Source organism: Sporosarcina sp. P12(2017) (assembly GCF_002743035.1).
Lineage (GTDB): Bacteria > Bacillota > Bacilli > Bacillales_A > Planococcaceae > Sporosarcina > Sporosarcina ureae.
Window position 1 is genome coordinate 37,417 of sequence record NZ_PDYL01000012.1, and the last position, 17,579, is coordinate 54,995.

17 protein-coding genes are annotated in these 17,579 nt (G+C 38.6%); 3 read left to right on the forward strand and 14 right to left on the reverse strand.

From position 1 onward, the window contains the following. Positions 1-29: 29 nt before the first annotated feature. The 7 genes from ccsB to CSV80_RS11035 all read right to left on the reverse strand — a co-directional run bounded on the left by ccsB (position 30) and on the right by CSV80_RS11035 (position 7,709). Entirely contained in the window at positions 30-1,220 is a 1,191-nt protein-coding gene (gene ccsB / locus CSV80_RS11005) for a c-type cytochrome biogenesis protein CcsB (RefSeq protein ID WP_009498363.1), read from the reverse strand. Continuing rightward, entirely contained in the window at positions 1,220-2,869 is a 1,650-nt protein-coding gene (gene resB, locus CSV80_RS11010) for a cytochrome c biogenesis protein ResB (RefSeq protein WP_099670908.1), read from the reverse strand. Before resB ends, ccsB begins: the two co-directional genes overlap by 1 nt. A 303-nt stretch (positions 2,870-3,172) precedes the next feature. Further along, positions 3,173-3,883 (reverse strand): cytochrome c biogenesis CcdA family protein, encoded by a 711-nt coding sequence (locus CSV80_RS11015; RefSeq protein ID WP_099670909.1) that lies wholly within the window; start codon positions 3,881-3,883, stop codon positions 3,173-3,175. A 79-nt stretch (positions 3,884-3,962) separates the two neighbouring features. Further along, positions 3,963-4,697: an urease accessory protein UreH domain-containing protein gene (locus tag CSV80_RS11020; RefSeq protein WP_099670910.1), complete on the reverse strand. Its 735-nt coding sequence runs from the start codon at positions 4,695-4,697 to the stop codon at positions 3,963-3,965. 22 nt (positions 4,698-4,719) lie between these two features. Next, positions 4,720-5,637: a F510_1955 family glycosylhydrolase gene (locus CSV80_RS11025; RefSeq protein WP_099670911.1), complete on the reverse strand. Its 918-nt coding sequence runs from the start codon at positions 5,635-5,637 to the stop codon at positions 4,720-4,722. Positions 5,638-5,652: 15 nt separating this feature from the next. Next, positions 5,653-6,330 carry a response regulator transcription factor gene (locus CSV80_RS11030; protein WP_099670912.1) on the reverse strand — a complete coding sequence of 226 codons (678 nt, stop codon included), beginning with the start codon at positions 6,328-6,330 and terminating at the stop codon, positions 5,653-5,655. Positions 6,331-6,347: 17 nt separating this feature from the next. Further along, positions 6,348-7,709 (reverse strand): sensor histidine kinase, encoded by a 1,362-nt coding sequence (locus CSV80_RS11035; protein WP_199083969.1) that lies wholly within the window; start codon positions 7,707-7,709, stop codon positions 6,348-6,350. Positions 7,710-7,933: 224 nt separating this feature from the next. Between CSV80_RS11035 and resA the strand changes: the two genes are divergently transcribed. Then, positions 7,934-8,470 (forward strand): thiol-disulfide oxidoreductase ResA, encoded by a 537-nt coding sequence (resA, locus tag CSV80_RS11040; protein WP_099670914.1) that lies wholly within the window; start codon positions 7,934-7,936, stop codon positions 8,468-8,470. A gap of 356 nt (positions 8,471-8,826) precedes the next feature. On the opposite strand, the gene CSV80_RS11045 is transcribed toward resA, so the two are convergent. From CSV80_RS11045 to CSV80_RS11075, 7 genes are all read right to left on the reverse strand, one after another. Beyond that, positions 8,827-9,549, reverse strand: a complete 723-nt coding sequence (locus tag CSV80_RS11045; RefSeq protein ID WP_099670915.1) for a ZIP family metal transporter — start codon at positions 9,547-9,549, stop codon at positions 8,827-8,829. 129 nt (positions 9,550-9,678) lie between these two features. Continuing rightward, positions 9,679-10,584, reverse strand: coding sequence for a cation diffusion facilitator family transporter (locus CSV80_RS11050; RefSeq protein ID WP_099670916.1), 906 nt, complete (start codon positions 10,582-10,584; stop codon positions 9,679-9,681). A gap of 13 nt (positions 10,585-10,597) precedes the next feature. Next, positions 10,598-11,644 (reverse strand): flavin-containing monooxygenase, encoded by a 1,047-nt coding sequence (locus CSV80_RS11055; RefSeq protein ID WP_099670917.1) that lies wholly within the window; start codon positions 11,642-11,644, stop codon positions 10,598-10,600. 88 nt (positions 11,645-11,732) lie between these two features. Next, complete coding sequence (locus tag CSV80_RS11060) at positions 11,733-12,173, reverse strand: disulfide oxidoreductase (protein ID WP_099670918.1); 441 nt, start codon at positions 12,171-12,173, stop codon at positions 11,733-11,735. Next, positions 12,173-12,847: a DsbA family protein gene (locus CSV80_RS11065; protein WP_099670919.1), complete on the reverse strand. Its 675-nt coding sequence runs from the start codon at positions 12,845-12,847 to the stop codon at positions 12,173-12,175. The genes CSV80_RS11060 and CSV80_RS11065 overlap by 1 nt, the downstream gene beginning before the upstream one ends. 24 nt (positions 12,848-12,871) lie before the next feature. Further along, the gene (locus tag CSV80_RS11070; RefSeq protein ID WP_099670920.1) at positions 12,872-13,966 is read right to left on the reverse strand and encodes a copper resistance D family protein; all 1,095 of its coding nucleotides are present in this window, start codon (positions 13,964-13,966) and stop codon (positions 12,872-12,874) included. Continuing rightward, on the reverse strand, positions 13,963-14,520 hold the full coding sequence (locus CSV80_RS11075; RefSeq protein WP_099670921.1) for a copper resistance CopC family protein: 558 nt from the start codon (positions 14,518-14,520) through the stop codon (positions 13,963-13,965). Before CSV80_RS11075 ends, CSV80_RS11070 begins: the two co-directional genes overlap by 4 nt. 161 nt (positions 14,521-14,681) lie before the next feature. Here CSV80_RS11075 and CSV80_RS11080 point away from each other — a divergent pair, with 161 nt between their 5' ends. Further along, on the forward strand, positions 14,682-15,071 hold the full coding sequence (locus tag CSV80_RS11080) for an ArsR/SmtB family transcription factor (RefSeq protein WP_099670922.1): 390 nt from the start codon (positions 14,682-14,684) through the stop codon (positions 15,069-15,071). Between the two features lie 76 nt (positions 15,072-15,147). Further along, positions 15,148-17,535, forward strand: coding sequence for a heavy metal translocating P-type ATPase (locus tag CSV80_RS11085; protein ID WP_099670923.1), 2,388 nt, complete (start codon positions 15,148-15,150; stop codon positions 17,533-17,535). Positions 17,536-17,579: the final 44 nt, after the last annotated feature.

The window sequence follows — 17,579 nt, forward strand, 5'->3', positions numbered from 1 at the left end:
CCAATTGATTTATCTGAGGTGTGTCTTTGTCATGCGTATGAATGCAGTCCCGCAATAATCAAGTTAACAGCAATTAAGTTGAACATGATGATGATGAAACCAATGACCGCAAGCCATGCCGATTTCTTGCCTTCCCATCCACGGGAGAGCCGTAGATGAAGATAAGCTGCATAGAATAGCCATGTAATAAGTGCCCATACTTCTTTCGGGTCCCATCCCCAAAATCTGGACCACGCTTCATGTGCCCAAATCATTGCGAAAATAAGCGCCCCAAGTGTGAAAACTGGGAATCCGATTAAGACAGAACGGTAACCAATTTCATCCATAACTTGAGAATTTGCCTTTTTCGCAAACGGCTGAAACAATGTCGCGACTGGACGACGTAAAATAAGTCTAAGCAACAAATAAAGCACAATACCCGTTGCGACCGACCATACAAGCGTCGTTAGTGTCTTTCCGTTGACGATTGCAGGCATTTCCGCAAGTGGCGTCATTTTATCTGGTGTAAGCGATTCGTACTCATTCATACCGAATAACGGCGGATAATTATAGACAATTTGAGCTTGTTGTTCATTTTGATTAATATAAGTGAATTTCGCTTCATATCCCATAACAGCAAATGTCGAAGAAGATAAGATGAAACCGACAACAAGTATTAGGGTGAACATAACTGATTCCAACCAAAACCGCTGCTTTGACTTTTTCGTCAAGTCGACATTTTTCAACAGGTACACGAGTCCTGCCACTGCACTGATTGCTAGAATCGCCTCACCGATTGCTGCTGTAATAACGTGAACCGTCAACCAGTAGCTTTGTAACGCTGGGATGAGCGGTGAAAGTTCCCTCGGGAACATACTTGCATATCCGATGATAATGACTGCAAGCGGCAACGCAAACAAGCCAAGCGATGGTGTTCTGTAAATGAAAAACAATAAGATGAACGCCCCGACAATCATCATTCCAAATGCAGTCGTAAACTCAAACATATTACTAACTGGGGCTTGTCCGTGTCCAGTAGCTATCCAACGTAAAATAAAGTATCCCAAATGCGAGATGAATCCAATGATTGTAATTACAATCGCAATATTTCCCCATCGGTTGTTTTGATAGGTTGCTTCCGAATTTGTACCTTTTACCGCCCCACCAAAAAACATCGTGGCAACAAGATAAGCAATAAATGAGACGAGAAGCAAATTAGCACTTAAAGACGCAAGTTCCATTATGAGTTGTCCCCTTTCACTTCATCCGAACTGGACTCAGCATCTTGTCTATCCTCGTACAGAGGCAGGTTTGCAAAATCTTTCACTGTATCCAGATCCTTTTTTAACCCAAACCAGTTTTTATTTGTATGGCCAGCAAGGAATAGTTCATCGCCTTCGCCTTTTTGAATCCATATCCTTCTATGATTCCAATAAGATCCCTGAGCGACTCCAATCATAAAAATAATTCCTCCAAGAAGTAAAATATATAATGTCTTGTCTTTACGGATTACAAGACCGGTAGCATCACGTGTTTCAGCGCTAAGAAACGTTGCTTTGTAATCATTTAGTTCCGTTTCAAGTGTATGACGTATCTCTACAAAACTCATTTCACCATCCGGTTTTGCAGGTGTTACCATTTTGAAAATGAATGCAGGATTGTTCGGTATTGGTGACTTCGATTTCGGCTCACCATCTTCCATGCCATCAAAATCCGGATAAAAGTCCTTCAATTCCACATACGTGCCTTCTCCTAGACGGTAAGTTGGTTCTGGATTGATAAGGTCAACAGTGAATTCCCCAAGTGATCTATCCGATGCTTTTTCTGTTAGTTGGAAAGTCATCGATTTCAGTTCATCGAGTTGATAATCCATCTGGAAAACATTAAATCCGTCAAAATTAAGCGGTTTGTTTACGATGATTGAATAATCTTTGACAAACTCCAACTGTTCGGACTGACCTGGAAGGCCACTCTCCGTTTCTTTATATAACGTGACATCCGATTGATAATTACTCACGATTGTTCCAACTCGGTCTATTGCCTGACTGAAAGCAGCGTCGTCTTCTTTTGAATAAGTATCGAGAATGAATTGATTGTTTTCTAAATAGTATCCCGGTGCACCTGGGATAGCACGTGTCTCTCCCTCGCGAAGCCACAGTGTTTCATCGACATAAAAACCCGGAAGGCCTCGCAATAGCACACCAAGAAGAAAGATGATTAGCCCAGTATGGTTGACGTATGGACCCCATCTTGAAAATCGACCTCTTTCTGCTAAAATCGCCCCATCTTCCGTTTTCACATTGTAACGAAGCGCTTTAAGTTTCTCTTCTGCTTTAGCCATTGACGCATCCGCATCTTCAACTGTGCCTAAACCGTAAATCCGTTGTCTCCTCATGAATGAGACATGGCGCTTCGTGCGTTGCTTTTTCAATGATTTGTATAAAGGGACAACTCTATCAATGCTGGCGATGATGATGGAAATCCCAAGCATTCCAACTAGCGTAATAAACCACCAGCTATTGTACATGTCATAAAATCCAAGTTTATAATAGAGGGTTCCTGCAAAACCATAATGCTTTTCGTAATATGCTAAGATGTCTGCCGCAGTAGTTGCCGGAACAAATAGCTTTTGTGGAAATAGTGTTCCAATTGCCGAAGTCGCTAGAACCGCAACAATAATACTGACACCTATTTTAACGCTAGAGAAAAAGTTCCAAACTTTATCGATAATAGACCTTTTATATGTTTGGGATCTTCTTGCAGAACCTTCGTATCTCATGTCGATAAGCTTACTTTTTTTCGCTTCTTCTGTTTGCGGCCTTCCACACCGCTCACAAAGTACTGTACCAAATGGGTTTTCGTGGCCACATTGGCATGTAATTTTGCTCATTTTGAATTGACTCCTTCATCTTTTTCATATTTATGAATGAGAGTATCTAGCAGTATATTAGAACTCCATAATCCTCCTGAATCTAATGGTACAGAAAAATTATGCAGTATTAGTGCAATGCATTAGACAAGTATGTGAACGACTTTAATCAAGACCATCTTATTTATAAATTCCTTCAGCAATATATAAAAGTCCATAGAAAAAAGCCCGTACAATGCGACGGACTTTAAATGTGAGCTATTACATAATTGACTATACCTTTTATAACGTAATAAAAACCAATTATCCTTAGAGCTAATTTCATCAGAATCCCATAAATCCGCCAAAAAATGGGCTAATCCATATAATGATATATGTTAAACCATCGAAGAAAAGGAGGATTCCGAGTGCAATCATTAAGTAACCCCCGACTTTCGTTATTGTTCGGTTGTATTTCTGGATCCATTTAACACGAGTGATAAAAATTGATAGCAGGAAAAATGGAATTGCAAACCCTAAAACATAGACAAGCATATACCACATTCCAGACCCCGGATTTTGTGCGGCCATCATGAAAACAGCTCCCGTGATAGGTCCAGTACATGGAGTCCATCCCGCTGCAAATGCAAGTCCTATAAGGAATGTGCCAAAATAACCGGCCGGTCGATTCTTAAACTGTAATTTCTTCTCCTTCATAAGAAACTTAGGCGTAAAGAAACCTAAAATCATCAAACCAAAGATGACAATAAAAATCGCACCTATCTGACGGAGTAAATCTTGATACTGATAAAAAAACGTACCGACAAGCGATGAGCTATAACCGAGAAAAATGAAGATAACCGAAAAACCGATTAGGAAAACAATCGTATGGAAAATTCCACTTTTTCGTGACTTCCCTTTATCCGTGTTCATCTCATCAAGTGACATTCCTGTTATATAAGATATAAAAGCTGGATATAACGGTAGTGTGCACGGGGATATAAAGTTTAAAAGACCAGCGCCAAATGCAAGAAACAAGTTCAAATCTGCAAACATCTATATTAATCTCCTCTCTGCCGAACACCTAAAAGTTGTAGACAATTTCCCGCTCGCCCAGTGCAAGAAACTTTATCAATCAAATTCCCCAATAAGTGATGGTATCTGCTATTCCTATGATGATAAGGATAACACCAGCTAAACGTTGCACAATTCTTCCTGCCTTCATGCTTTTCTTCATAATGAGTCTCTTTGCATCAAAGAACCATATTAAAAGAAATAGGACAATGAGCGGAAGCGATGTTGCCAAACCGAAAACAACGGGCAAAACAAGACCATAAGAAGTAGTCACAACCAAGGGCATAAGCCAAACGAAAAAAAGTACAAACATCGTTGGACAGAAGGCAAGCGAAAAACTTGCGCCCAACATAAAAGAACCTAACTTCCCATTCCGTAGACGCATAGGAATGTGCATCGTTATTTTTTGAAGGAATCCTAGCTTAAGGATACCAAGCAAAACAAGACCGGTAATGATAATAAGCGGACCAATCACTTTACGGAACAATGGAAAGTATTCTATTAATGACTGTTCGAATGATTCACCAAAGAACCATACGAACAGTCCTAAAGAACTGAACACCACTACTTTCCCAAGAATAAACGCCACAATTTCTCCCATGTCATTCTTCATTTGAATGGTACGGTTTCCATATAAAGTAATTGCGCTCATATTTCCTGTAAGCTGACAAGGTGCGACAGCCCCAATCAAGCCTAAAAGAAGTGCAACCACAAGAGGATATTGCTCAAAGGAATTTATAAGAATGGTCACCGGTTCAGTTATTATTTGACTGATTTTCGACATCAATCCATACATTTAGTAAGCACCGTCCATTTTCTTATTTCATCAATTCACTATTTTCAGCAAGTGTATCCCAATTGGCCCCTCCATCCATTGTCAAGAAAATATCATTATTATACGTTGCGATGACAACCTCCTTCTCATCCTCCGGATTAACTGCAATAAAAACGATAGGACTCATTTTTTCATCGGGAAGTTGAATCGACATTTCTTGATCGTTCCCAAATGAGAATGATTGGAGTTGTACCGTTTCATTTTCATAGCTCGAATAGTACCCACCATTTTCAGTCAAAGTTACAGCTAGAACCATTTTCGCATCGTTAAAAAGTGCAAAATTTTCGCCGTAGTCCCTCGAAAGGAATATACCCTCTTTACTTCCGATGGCAATCATCTCTTTCTGTGATGGATGAGCAGCCAAATTCGAGATGAATCCCGAGTTGAATTCATTCATAGAGGCCTCATTCCAAGTGGCTCCTTCATCCAAGGTATAATGAAGCCCCCCTGTCATCTCTTCCATAGGCATTTCATTTAGCACATAAATTGCGTTTGAGTCATAACCTGCCGCAAGATAATGAAAATCGATTTCACCATAGAACGCTAATTTATCAAAGCTAGCCCCCCGATCCGTACTTTTGACAAGACCGAGCGGATTTTTATAGTCGGATCCTGGCTCTGGATGACCACTTGAGAAAAAACCTTCACGTACGGCTTGGAAACCCATATAATCATGCTTTTCGCTGTTTGCTTCTTTCCAACCTTCTTCATCATATTCATAAAGGCCATCATGAGTAGATATTACAATTTTGGGCCCTCCATTTATATATCCCAAGCCATGTAAGTGTTCAAATTTACTGTTTTCCACTTTTTCAAAAGCATACGGTTCACTTTCTTTGCTACAAGCGGAGATGACGAAGAGCAGTGATAGCAATCCGGCGACCATTCTCATTTTTTTCATTATGATATTTCTCCTTTAGTTCCATTTATATCCGATTCCCCATACTGTCTTTAAAAATTCATCAATGGGAAATCCGGTAGTTTTTAATTTATCTCTCAGGTTACGTATATGCGAGTCCACTGTCCGGATATCCGTGTACGTATTATAATCCCATGCGGCATGTAATAACTGTTCCCTTGTATAAGTCTTTGTTGGCCGTGAGATCAAAGCTTCAACAATAAAAAACTCTTTTAGCGTCAGCGGCACTTTCAAGTTTCTAAATTGTAATGAATAAGTTTCTTTATCTAGCTTAAAATCACCATAAATAATCATTTCTGTCTCTTTTTCTTCCTCGGGAAAACGGCGCAACAGTGCATTCACCCTTGCCGACAACTCTCGTTCATCAAAAGGTTTTGTAATATAATCGTCAGCGCCGCTCTCTAGTCCTTTTACCAAATCAAGCTTATCGGTTCTAGCCGTCAACATGATGACAGGGACATCAGAAAACTCGCGGATTTTTTCGCACACCTCCCAACCATCCATTTCCGGCATCATAATATCCAAAAGTACAAGGCTAACTTTCTCCTTCTTAATTATTCCTAATGCCTTCTTTCCACTTGTCTCTTTAATACATTTGAAGCCATGCGGAATTAGAAATAATTCAATGAGATCTAACATCCTTTGCTCATCATCAATTAGTAAGATTGTTCTCATGTAGGTGTATACCCCCCTCATATTATGATGGTGAACGTACTACCTCTTCCTAGGCTACTTTCCACTTCAATGCTTCCATTGTGGGCATCGACAAGTTCTTTTACGATTGCCAGACCAATACCTGATCCACCTGATGTACGAGAGCGTGATTTTTCCACTCGATAAAGTTTTTCAAAAATGAACGGGGTCTCCTCGGACGGGATTCCGATTCCGAAATCCGCAATGGAAATGGCTACTTTCTTCCCTTTCTTGAAAACCTTTATTGTGACTACCGATTGCTCTATTGAATATTTCAAAGCATTATCAAGTAAGTTCAAAATTATTTGCTCTAATCTCAAAGGATCTGCATGGATTTCGAAATCCTCTTCACAAATTATCTCTAGGCTCAGTTTCTTCAAATTAAAAGAAGGTCCAACAAGCTGGAGGATATCCTCAAAGAACGGACATACCTTAAAATATTCCTTCGATACTGTGAAAGTATTTTCATCCATTTTCGCTAAATCCAATAAATTTTTAACAAGTTCTTTCATACGGTCCGACTCTTCTGCGATAATTTCAAGATAATGTTTACGATCCTTCTCATTTACCCCTTGTCTCATAGCCACTTTCGAATAGCCGATTAAATACGTCAATGGCGTACTTAATTCATGGGCAATTGAGGCTAAGAACTCATTACGTTCCGTTTTTAATCGCTCCAAGTCGTTCGCAAGCTTTTGAATAGAGCCTGACAATTCGCCAAGCTCGTCATTCCCAATAAACGGAAGGCTTACATCAAAATCTCCTTCGCTCAATTTCTCCGTCGCTTCCTTCATTCGGATTAATGGACGTGTAAGAAATTTGGAAAGTGCAGCGTAAATAATAAGTAAAACGACTATACTCGTCACACCTGCCAAACCAAAATACATGTTCAACTTACCGACTAACTGTTCAATTGGACGTGTACTTTGAAACATGATTATATAACCTGAATGGCTTGAATCTACTTTATATGGATGTGCACTAATGATATATGGTAACCCTTCCCAGTCCGAAGCTAGAATCTGATCGTTCTTCAAATCAATATCTTTTGCTGTAGGAAGGTATTTTTCCAGTACCTCTTTGTTTTCTTCTGAGCTTTGAATGATATCGCCTTGGCTATCTGTAATTATGACTTCCCGATCTCCGTCTTTTTCCATCAATACAATATGTTTCATTGTTGTATCTGAATAATGTTCGATAAGTACATCCCGATGATTTGAACCCACTGCCAATAATCGGGAGAACTCCTCGTCGATCCGTGAATGAATGATATTTTGATGGAGATATCCAATAAGGGATATTTCCATGATCAGTACAGCAATAAAAAAATAAGCAGTTAGCTTGGTAGAGATTCTGTTCAATTGAACATTCGCCCCTCTCCTGAAATTTAGTATAAAGAACAATTATGAAATAAATATGCAGAAACAGCTGAATATGACGAAAAGAAATGATTCTAGCTACAATCATGACAGATTTGTGACTGCATAGTTTTTTGATAGATCTTTAGTATAATAATAATCATAAATAAAGACAGTCCAGGTATGCCGTTCATATCCTGCAAGTTCTTGAAGGGAGCAACCGTAAGTTGAATAATAAAAAGAAGAATCGTTTCATGATGCGGTTAATTGTTTTAATCGTATTAACAAGTGCTATCGTATTTACAATATACAACAGCTTAACAAAAGAAAAACATGATGTATTAAAAGTTGGAGATGATGCGCCTGATTTCGCATTAGTCGACTTAAACGGTGAAAGCCATCAACTCTCTGATTATAAAGGTCAAGGCGTCTTCTTAAATTTTTGGGGGACTTGGTGTGCACCGTGTAAAAAGGAAATGCCTGCGATGGGGCGACAATATGAGGTTTATAAAGATCAAGGGGTTCAAATATTAGCCGTCAATATCGCAGAGTCTGACTTGAAAGTTCGAACATTCGCTGAACAATATGGAATGATTTTCCCTACCTTAATTGATGAAACAAAAGGTGTAATGCAGTCTTATAACATTAAACCGTTGCCGACTACTCTCCTTATCAATCCAGAAGGCAAGATTGTAAAGATTATAACAGGCGAAATGTCCGAAGAAGATATTCAAGGATATATGGAGAGTATTAAACCTATCTAATGGATGTTAACATTTCCACAAAAATCTTATAAATACTACACTGCCCATTTTTATTGTTATTTCATTCTAGCCATGTTAGGTAGGATAGCTAAACATCAAATTTAAGTGAGTGATGATAAAAATGATACAATATACGGCACTCTTAAACTATGTTTTTTTAATCTCAAACCCCCGACCGCTATCGGTCGGGGGTTTTTGTTGCTGAAGGGAAAGAATTTTCCTTGGGTATATCTGATTTTAAATAAATGGATAGGAGTGGGGGTATTGGATAAACAAAAATATAATAATGTCTAATTGTAGCTTATCCATGTGTAATCTTATTAATTTAGGAATTGAAGCAATGTCTTCTTAAACCTTTATGAAGAAGTCAGATACGCACCTACCAGACAAAAAGCAATTAGTGCGACCAGTAAGCTATATATATTGGATGATTGCCTGATTGATTCGGGTAGGATTTCCTTTATCGTAACCATATAAATCGTTCCGACTGTCAAACTTATTAAGAACGCCCATAATAACTGATTTTGCATACCAATCATTTCGCCAATGAAAGCCCCTATTGCAACGGGTACTGCAATGATAATAGAAAGAAGAAATAATAAGTAAAATCTAATTCTAGCCATAAATAATGGCGTAAATAATATCATACCTTCGGGAATATTGTGCAATATCAACGCTTGTAATAAGGCTAGGCTAAATTGAGAATGTTCACTGGTTCCGAGAACCACTCCTACGGGAAAATTGTGAATAGAAATAATTAAAGCTAGGAATAATCCTATTCTTAAATTATGTTGTTTCCGTGATCCTTTTGAAATTACTGGATTCTTATGAAATCCCATATGGATAAGCTCGAATATAATAACTCCAACCAAGAAACCTAGGGCAAAAACAACCCAGTTACCTAGTTGTATAGCTTCTGGTACGATTTCGAAACATAATAAGCCTAAGATTAATCCAGTACATACCGCGTAGATTGTACCAATACTTCTCTTAAAACCATTTATCAGTGTTGCGATGACTCCACCCACACCTATTCCTGCAAATGTTGATAAAAAGCCAATAAACCAGATATGAGTCAAAAAACCATCCTCCAGTCATTTGTCTCTATGTTTATATGGCTCTCGATTTGAAGTTATGTTAAAGACTTATTTAAATAAGCTTACCTTAACATCCTAGCCCCGAAAACTTTTGAATATATTCGTTTTTAATTATATACTCAATTCCTGATGCTGAAGATTCGATTTTTCAATTTGAATCGTTGTATGTTCAATTTTATAATTGTCGCGTATTATATTAATTGCCTGTTGAAGAACTTCTTGTTCATCTTTCCGATCTTCAATTAGAATGTGACAGCTCAATGTATCTAGGCCCGAAGTGATTGTCCAAATATGAAGATCATGAACATTTTTCACACCTTCGATATTTTCTAATATAGTTAAAATTTCTTCTTTATTGATTATCACTGGCGAACCTTCCATTAAGATATGAATACTCTGTTTAAGCACACCCCATGCACTTTTCAAAATTAACAAAGCGACAATAACTGAAATGATTGGATCTGCAATGTACCAGTCGAACAGAAGCATGAGCAAACCAGCCACTATTGCACCAACAGAACCTAGAGCATCGCCAATTATGTGTATATACGCACTTTTCAAGTTGATATTTTCTTTTACATCAGCTTTTTTAAGAAGAGTTACTGCACTAAGAAGGTTTGCCGCTAACCCGATGAATGCAATGATAATCATCGTTCCACTTGCGACTGTTGGTGGATCATTAAAACGTTGAATGGCTTCTTTGACAATAAAACCAGCAATCACAAATAACGTTACTCCATTAAATAAAGCAGCCAAAATTTCAAATCGATAATAACCATATGTTTTATTCGAGGAAGGTGGTCTACTTGCGAACCAAATTGCCACAAGGCTTAAAGCCATTGAGCTTGCATCGGAAAGCATATGACCACTATCTGATAGCAGGGCTAAACTATTTGTGAAAAGCCCGCCAAAAAACTCCAAAATCATAATTATTGTTGTAATAGATAAGGCAATGATGAGACCCCGTTTATTCCCTTCCCGTTTTTCCGCAAAGTGATTATGCTGATGATTCTCCATTTAAGCGTCCCCTTTACTTAGTTGTGTTCTTCATGTAATCAATTATATACTTGGCATCATAACCTACTCCCTGAAGCAAAGAGGAACCCCTGCGTGATTGCCATGGTAAACCTAAAAAATAGAGCCCTTCTATCGGGCTTATACCTCTATTATGAATAAGTTTTTTCCGCTGATCAATTACACCATCCACTTTTAGCCACTCATACTCTTGTTGGAATCCAGTTGCCCATATTATATTTTTCACCTCAAGGCTAGTTGAATCCTCAAATGTGACTTGGTTATACGCGCCACTGACGGCTCTCCCCTTTAACGTAATTGCCCATTCTTTTACTGCATTTTTTAAGTCACTTCCGAAGATTGGGTCGCCCTTTTTTTGTAACGAATTCCCGATAAATGATGTGTTCGTCATTTTTAGTATTCCCAATTTATCTAACCACCAAAATACACTCATTCCACCTATCGTTAATGGGAAATATCTTGGCTTTTTACTAATAGCTAAATACGTTTCTTTTTCTTCCGACAATTCAACCGCAATTTGGGCACCACTATTGCCCCCTCCAACAACAAGTACATTTCCTTGCTGGAGCTGGCTAGAGTTCCTATATTCAGATGAATGTAGCTGTAAGATATTTTCACTTAGGGAACTCGAAAATGTGGGAATCCGCTTCTTTTGAAATGGTCCTGTGGCAACCACAACATTTGTCGTATAAAATATACCTTTTGTGGTTTCTACACAAAAATCTTCTTCCTCTTTTGTTACGGACAGAACCTCGGTATTCAGTTCAACAGGTAATACAAACGTTTCCGAATAGCGCTTTATATAATTCGCAATTTCATTCTTTGACGGAAACCCCTGTTGTTTACCATCTAGTGGAAGACCAGGCAATGAACTATACATTCTAGGTGTAAACAACTTCAATGAATCGTATCTATTTTTCCATACCTCCCCCAAAGCCTGCCCTTTATCAAGAATTAAAAAACGTTTTTTGTTTTGTTTTAAATAATATCCCATCGTCAATCCAGCTTGTCCCGCCCCTATAACAATAGTCTCATACCCCATAAGTTTCTCTCCCCTAAAAGTATTTTCCAACGCAAAGAAGCCAAAGGACTGACAACCGCGGCTTCTTTGGCTTCTCTCATACAGTTCTTTACTCAATTGGTTTCTTTAATTTTATGAAAAACATACAGCAAGCAATAATCACAAATGCCACTAACGCCAAAAATGGTATCGTAATAAACCCAAACCAATTGATATATTGGGCACTACAAGGTACACCACTCACGCACGGCTTGATACCTCCAAAGCCGGGTATCTTCTGCTCTAAATAATGCATGAAGGATATACTTCCTCCAATAAGGGCTAACGGAAGTACGAATTTTTTAACAGAACTGTCATTTTGGAAAGTTCCAATCCCTAGTATTAAAGCAAGGGGGTACATGAAAATCCGCTGATACCAACATAGCTCACACGGAATATACCCTTTAATTTCACTGAAGTACAGGCTACCAAACATTGCAACTAATGAGACAACCCATGCAACATATAACAAGTATCCCTGTGGTTTGGATTTTTCTTTTATTTTCCCCATCAATTTTTATCCTTAATCCCTTGTTCTATTGCCGTCTTAATGGCTTCGTAATCAAAAGGATCCTCCATCATTTTCCCGTTTATCACAATGGTCGGAGTCATTGAAACACCGGCCTTTTTCACTAAATCTTCATCAATCTTAACGCTCTCCATAGTCGCTTCCTGTTCCATGTCTTCTTTTAACAGTGTTTGATCAATCTCAGGAAAACCGCTTGCAATTTCAAGAATTCTTTCGGGAGTTATCCATGGTCCATCATGATTTTCAACTGGCTGAGCATCAAACATCGCTTGATGGAAGTTCCAATACATACCCGGGCTCCGCTCATATACGGATTCAGCGGCAATCGATGCTAACGTCGATTCGTTTCCGTGGAATAATACATTTACAAAGGAAAATTTCACTTTCCCTGTTTCGACATACTCATCAACTAATTGCGGATAAACCATCTCACCCCATGCTTTACATGATGGGCATTTAAAATCGCCGAATTCAACTACCGTTACAGGAGCATCTTTCTCCCCAAGTGATGGCTGCCCAGTAACATCGATTTTTTTTATTTCAGTTGGTAAGGCTTCCTCTTTATTGCTGAATATAACGACTGCCGCCAATATTCCTACTGTTACGAGTGTTAACACAACTGCAAATTTCATATTTGAATTCTTATTCCGTTTCATCAAATACCTCTTCTCTTATATTTATTATTGAATGCTAGCCATTAATCCAAAATAGAGCGAAAGGACACTGAACATCCCCAAGAAAAAAGGAACAACTGCGGGCGCCTTTTTCCTGAAGCTGTATATGATAAGCCACATGAAGATGAGGGCTACCATGAAAAACAATGTATTTATTGTGTTTAATCCAAATTGCAAACTCATTGTTGGCTCAATTATCCCTGAATAAAAATAATCAAATATGGCAGAGGGACCGCTACCAGAAAGAGTTGTCTTAATACTATGAGGTGGTTCCTGTTGTCCCAAAACCGCTGTCGAAACAAAGGTGAAAAATAGTAGAATGCTTTCGAACTTCAACCACGGCATGGGGTTAATTTGCTCTTGTCGCTTCAATTTACGTCTAATCCAAAATCCATTTATGAAAGCGAAAAATAAAACAGGGATGATGGTCAGATGCTTCATCAATAAGGCTTGTCCATAGGGTAGCATCCATGCGTCCCCATACTCATTTACATCAATCACCAACGTCATGAGAAATAACCCAGTTCCCGTAATCGTGAGAAAACACGCGATTGCTAAAGGGGTAAACCACCTTAAATAAGAAAGCCAATTCTCTTGGTTTTTTGAACACCAGCCTACGATGAGGAGAATTCCAACCCACACTGTAACGGCTAAAAAATGTAACGAATGAAAAACGAAGCCACTCCATTCAGTAAGGGATGCTGCGTGGCTCGCCCATCCCAATGCCAAGAGCAGGATGAAGGTAAAAGCAAGAGAAATACCAGCCAATACTTTGCTTTTCAATACTGGAAAGAGCGAAACAAAAAGGTAAAAGAAAATTGCAAGTATGACAGTGACATTCCAGGCCTTTCCTACTTCAAAACCGCCGAGAACGTTTTGCATCGTCAACATCAAACCTATGTCTTCATATAGAAATACGACCAACCTAATCACTGGTGCAACTGAAAAGAACACAACTCCTAACACAGAAAGTTGAATCAGACGTTTTGGGATACGTATTTCCGGTTTCAGTCGTGCCGGAATAAATTGAATGATAAATGCGCCCATTAATAGCGAGAAACAGAGATATAACAAACTTTCAGAAATATAAATCCAAATCATTTACTTTGCCTTCTTCCTATGATCCAGCCGAAAAAGCCACCGGCAATAGTAAATAAAATAACTAGGATTACAACGAGTGCATCATTAGACGCTATTTTCGATGAATCTTCAATTGCCTGCTCTACAGGTTTTTCTATTGATTCTTCCAGTGGAGTAGTAGGTGTTTCTTCGGCTTCTTCAGGCACTGCTGGATCTTCCAATGTGTCTTGACTTACCGTGAATAAATAAGTTCCTTGTATCGGGTGGCCATCCGCACCAATAATCTTCCATTCCACGGTATATGTACCATTATCCAATGGCGACGCGAAACCTCCTGTCATCACATTATCACTCACTTGGGTATTACTGACGATGATTTCCTCTTTATTCTCGTTAAAGACTTTCACTGAACTTGTCGTTTCAATTTTTGTATTAAATTCCAATACAATTTCATATACGTCTTCGGTTATGTCTTCCCCATCAGCTGGCGATGAACTAGTTAAACCTGTATGTGCGGACACAGTAGATGAAAATGCGAACAGTAAAATCAGTGTTGCACCTATTATTCTTTTCATTTTTCCAGCCTCCTAAAAGCGTTAGTAGTAACGTTCATTCTGATTTCATTTTAACAGAACACACATACATTAAAACAGCCATTTGAGTATTATTATTGACAATTTTTCATCGTTTACATATACTAAAGTCAATCAAATGAATATTTGAATGAGGTGAAAAAATGACAGAAAAAATCAAAGAACAAATTGACTCTGCTATAACGGATTCATGTGAGACGTATTGTTATGACGAAACAGTTGTTAACCGCGTCAGCGATCGAATTGACGAAATCAGCGGTGTCGAATTGCTGTTTAAAGCCCTTGCAGATGCCAATCGCTTGAAAATTGCATATGCATTGTCACTGGAAGAGAAAATGTGCGTCTGTGATGTCGCCAATGTATTAAAGACATCCACAGCAAACGCTTCCCACCATTTGCGTTATTTACGTGATATGGGGATTACCGCTTCCAAGAAAGAAGGTAAGCTTGTCTTCTACTCTTTGGTTGACGAACATGTCCATCAATTAGTGAATATTGCACATGAACATTCGAAAGAAGGTTGGTACAAATGAGTACGACGATACTAGGATTTAAATTACGTATGACTAATACAGGTTGCATGTGTATATCAGAGGGAGGTTCTAAAAATTGTCTACAACAAAAGAATTAGATGCGGAAAAAAATGTTTACCGTGTTCAAGGGTTTACATGCGCAAATTGTGCAGGGAAGTTTGAAAATAATGTGAAAAAACTTCCGGGAGTGCAGGATGCAAAAGTGAATTTTGGTGCATCTAAAATATCTGTTTACGGAGATACAACGATTAAAGAACTAGAAAAAGCTGGTGCATTCGAAAATCTTAAAGTTGACCCTGAAAAACCAAGGAGAGAAGTTAAAGAGGACAAAAGCGTATACCGTGTTGAAGGATTTACATGTGCAAGCTGTGCGGGTAAATTCGAGAAGAATGTAAAACAGCTTTCTGGAGTTGAGAATGCAAAAGTAAATTTTGGTGCATCTAAAATTGATATTTACGGTCATGCAACGATTGAAGAATTAGAAAAAGCCGGTGCATTTGAGAATCTTAAAGTAACGCCTGAAAAGTCTACTCTCAATGTTTCGCAAGGGGTAACTGAAGATACGCAAGAAGAGAAAGTTCCATTTTATAAAAAGTATAGTACATTGCTTTATTCAACTTCGTTCCTTGCATTCGGTTTTTTCTCTCATTTTGTAAATGGAGAAGAGAATCTTCTTACAACCCTATTGTTTTTAGCATCAATGTTGGTAGGTGGATTGTCACTTTTTAAGGTAGGTTTGCAAAACTTACTGCGCTTAGAATTTGACATGAAAACCCTTATGACAGTGGCTGTTATAGGTGGAGCCATTATTGGTGAATGGGGAGAAGTTGCTCTTGTTGTCATTCTCTTTGCTCTCAGTGAAGAGCTTGAACGATTCTCCATGGATCGAGCAAGAAATTCGATTCGTTCTCTAATGGGGATTGCCCCTAAAGAAGCACTCGTTAGACGTAATGAGCAAGAAATAATGATTCATGTCGATGATATTGCTGTTGGGGATATCATGATTGTAAAGCCTGGTGAAAAGATTGCGATGGATGGTGTAGTCGTAAATGGCTACTCTGCTGTCAACCAGGCAGCGATTACAGGCGAATCAGTCCCTGTTGGGAAAACAGTTGATGATGAAGTATTTGCAGGTACTTTAAACGAAGAAGGATTACTCGAAGTAAAAATAACAAAACTTGTAGAAGATACAACAATTTCTAAAATTATTCATCTTGTAGAGGAGGCACAAGGAGAACGTGCTCCAGCGCAAGCATTTGTCGATAAATTTGCGAAATATTACACGCCGATCATTATGGCCATTGCAGCATTAGTTGTTGTAGTCCCTCCTTTACTCTTTGGTGGCAGCTGGGAAACATGGATTTATCAAGGATTAGCTGTTCTTGTTGTTGGTTGTCCTTGTGCGTTGGTCATATCGACTCCGATTTCTATCGTTTCAGCAATTGGGAATGCTGCGAAAAAAGGTGTTCTTGTTAAAGGTGGAGTGTATTTAGAAGAAATGGGTGCCTTAAAGGCAATCGCATTTGATAAAACAGGGACATTAACAAAAGGTGTTCCAGTTGTAACTGATTTTACTGTATTGAATAATGAAATGAATGACAAAGAATTATTGGCGATCATTACTGCATTAGAATATCGTTCCCAGCATCCCCTTGCTTCAGCCATCATGAAAAAAGCAGAAGAAGAAAACATTTCATATTCTGATGTGCTCGTTGAGGATTTCTCTTCTATTACAGGTAAGGGAATCAAAGGTATTGTAAACGGAATGACTTATTATATCGGTAGCCCGAAACTCTTTAAAGAACTATTGACAACTGATTTCGATAAAGACTTTGAGCAAAATGTGACGGCTCTTCAAAATCAAGGTAAAACAGCCATGATTATTGGAACCGAAAAAGAAATACTAGGAGTTATTGCAGTTGCTGATGAAGTCCGTGAATCAAGTAAGGAAGTTATTCAAAAGTTACATCAACTTGGAATTAAAAAAACAATTATGCTTACGGGTGATAACCAAGGTACTGCGAATGCAATAGGCAGTCATGTTGGGGTATCTGATATCCGAGCCGATTTGATGCCTCAAGACAAGTTGGACTATATAAAACAATTAAGGTCCGAGTACGGAAACGTAGCCATGGTTGGTGATGGTGTCAATGATGCTCCCGCATTAGCAGCTTCTACAGTTGGAATCGCAATGGGTGGAGCAGGTACAGATACAGCACTTGAAACGGCAGACGTTGCCCTAATGGGGGACGATTTAAGAAAACTTCCATTCACTGTGAAACTTAGTCGAAAAGCTCTGAATACCATCAAAGCTAACATTACTTTTGCAATTGCTATTAAGTTTATTGCCTTATTATTGGTTATCCCAGGTTGGTTAACACTCTGGATTGCCATCCTTTCCGACATGGGCGCAACCCTTATAGTAGCGCTAAATGGTTTGCGACTAATGAGAGTGAAAGAATAAAGGGAAAAGGGCTTTCCAGACAGATGGGAAAGCCCTTTTCTTAA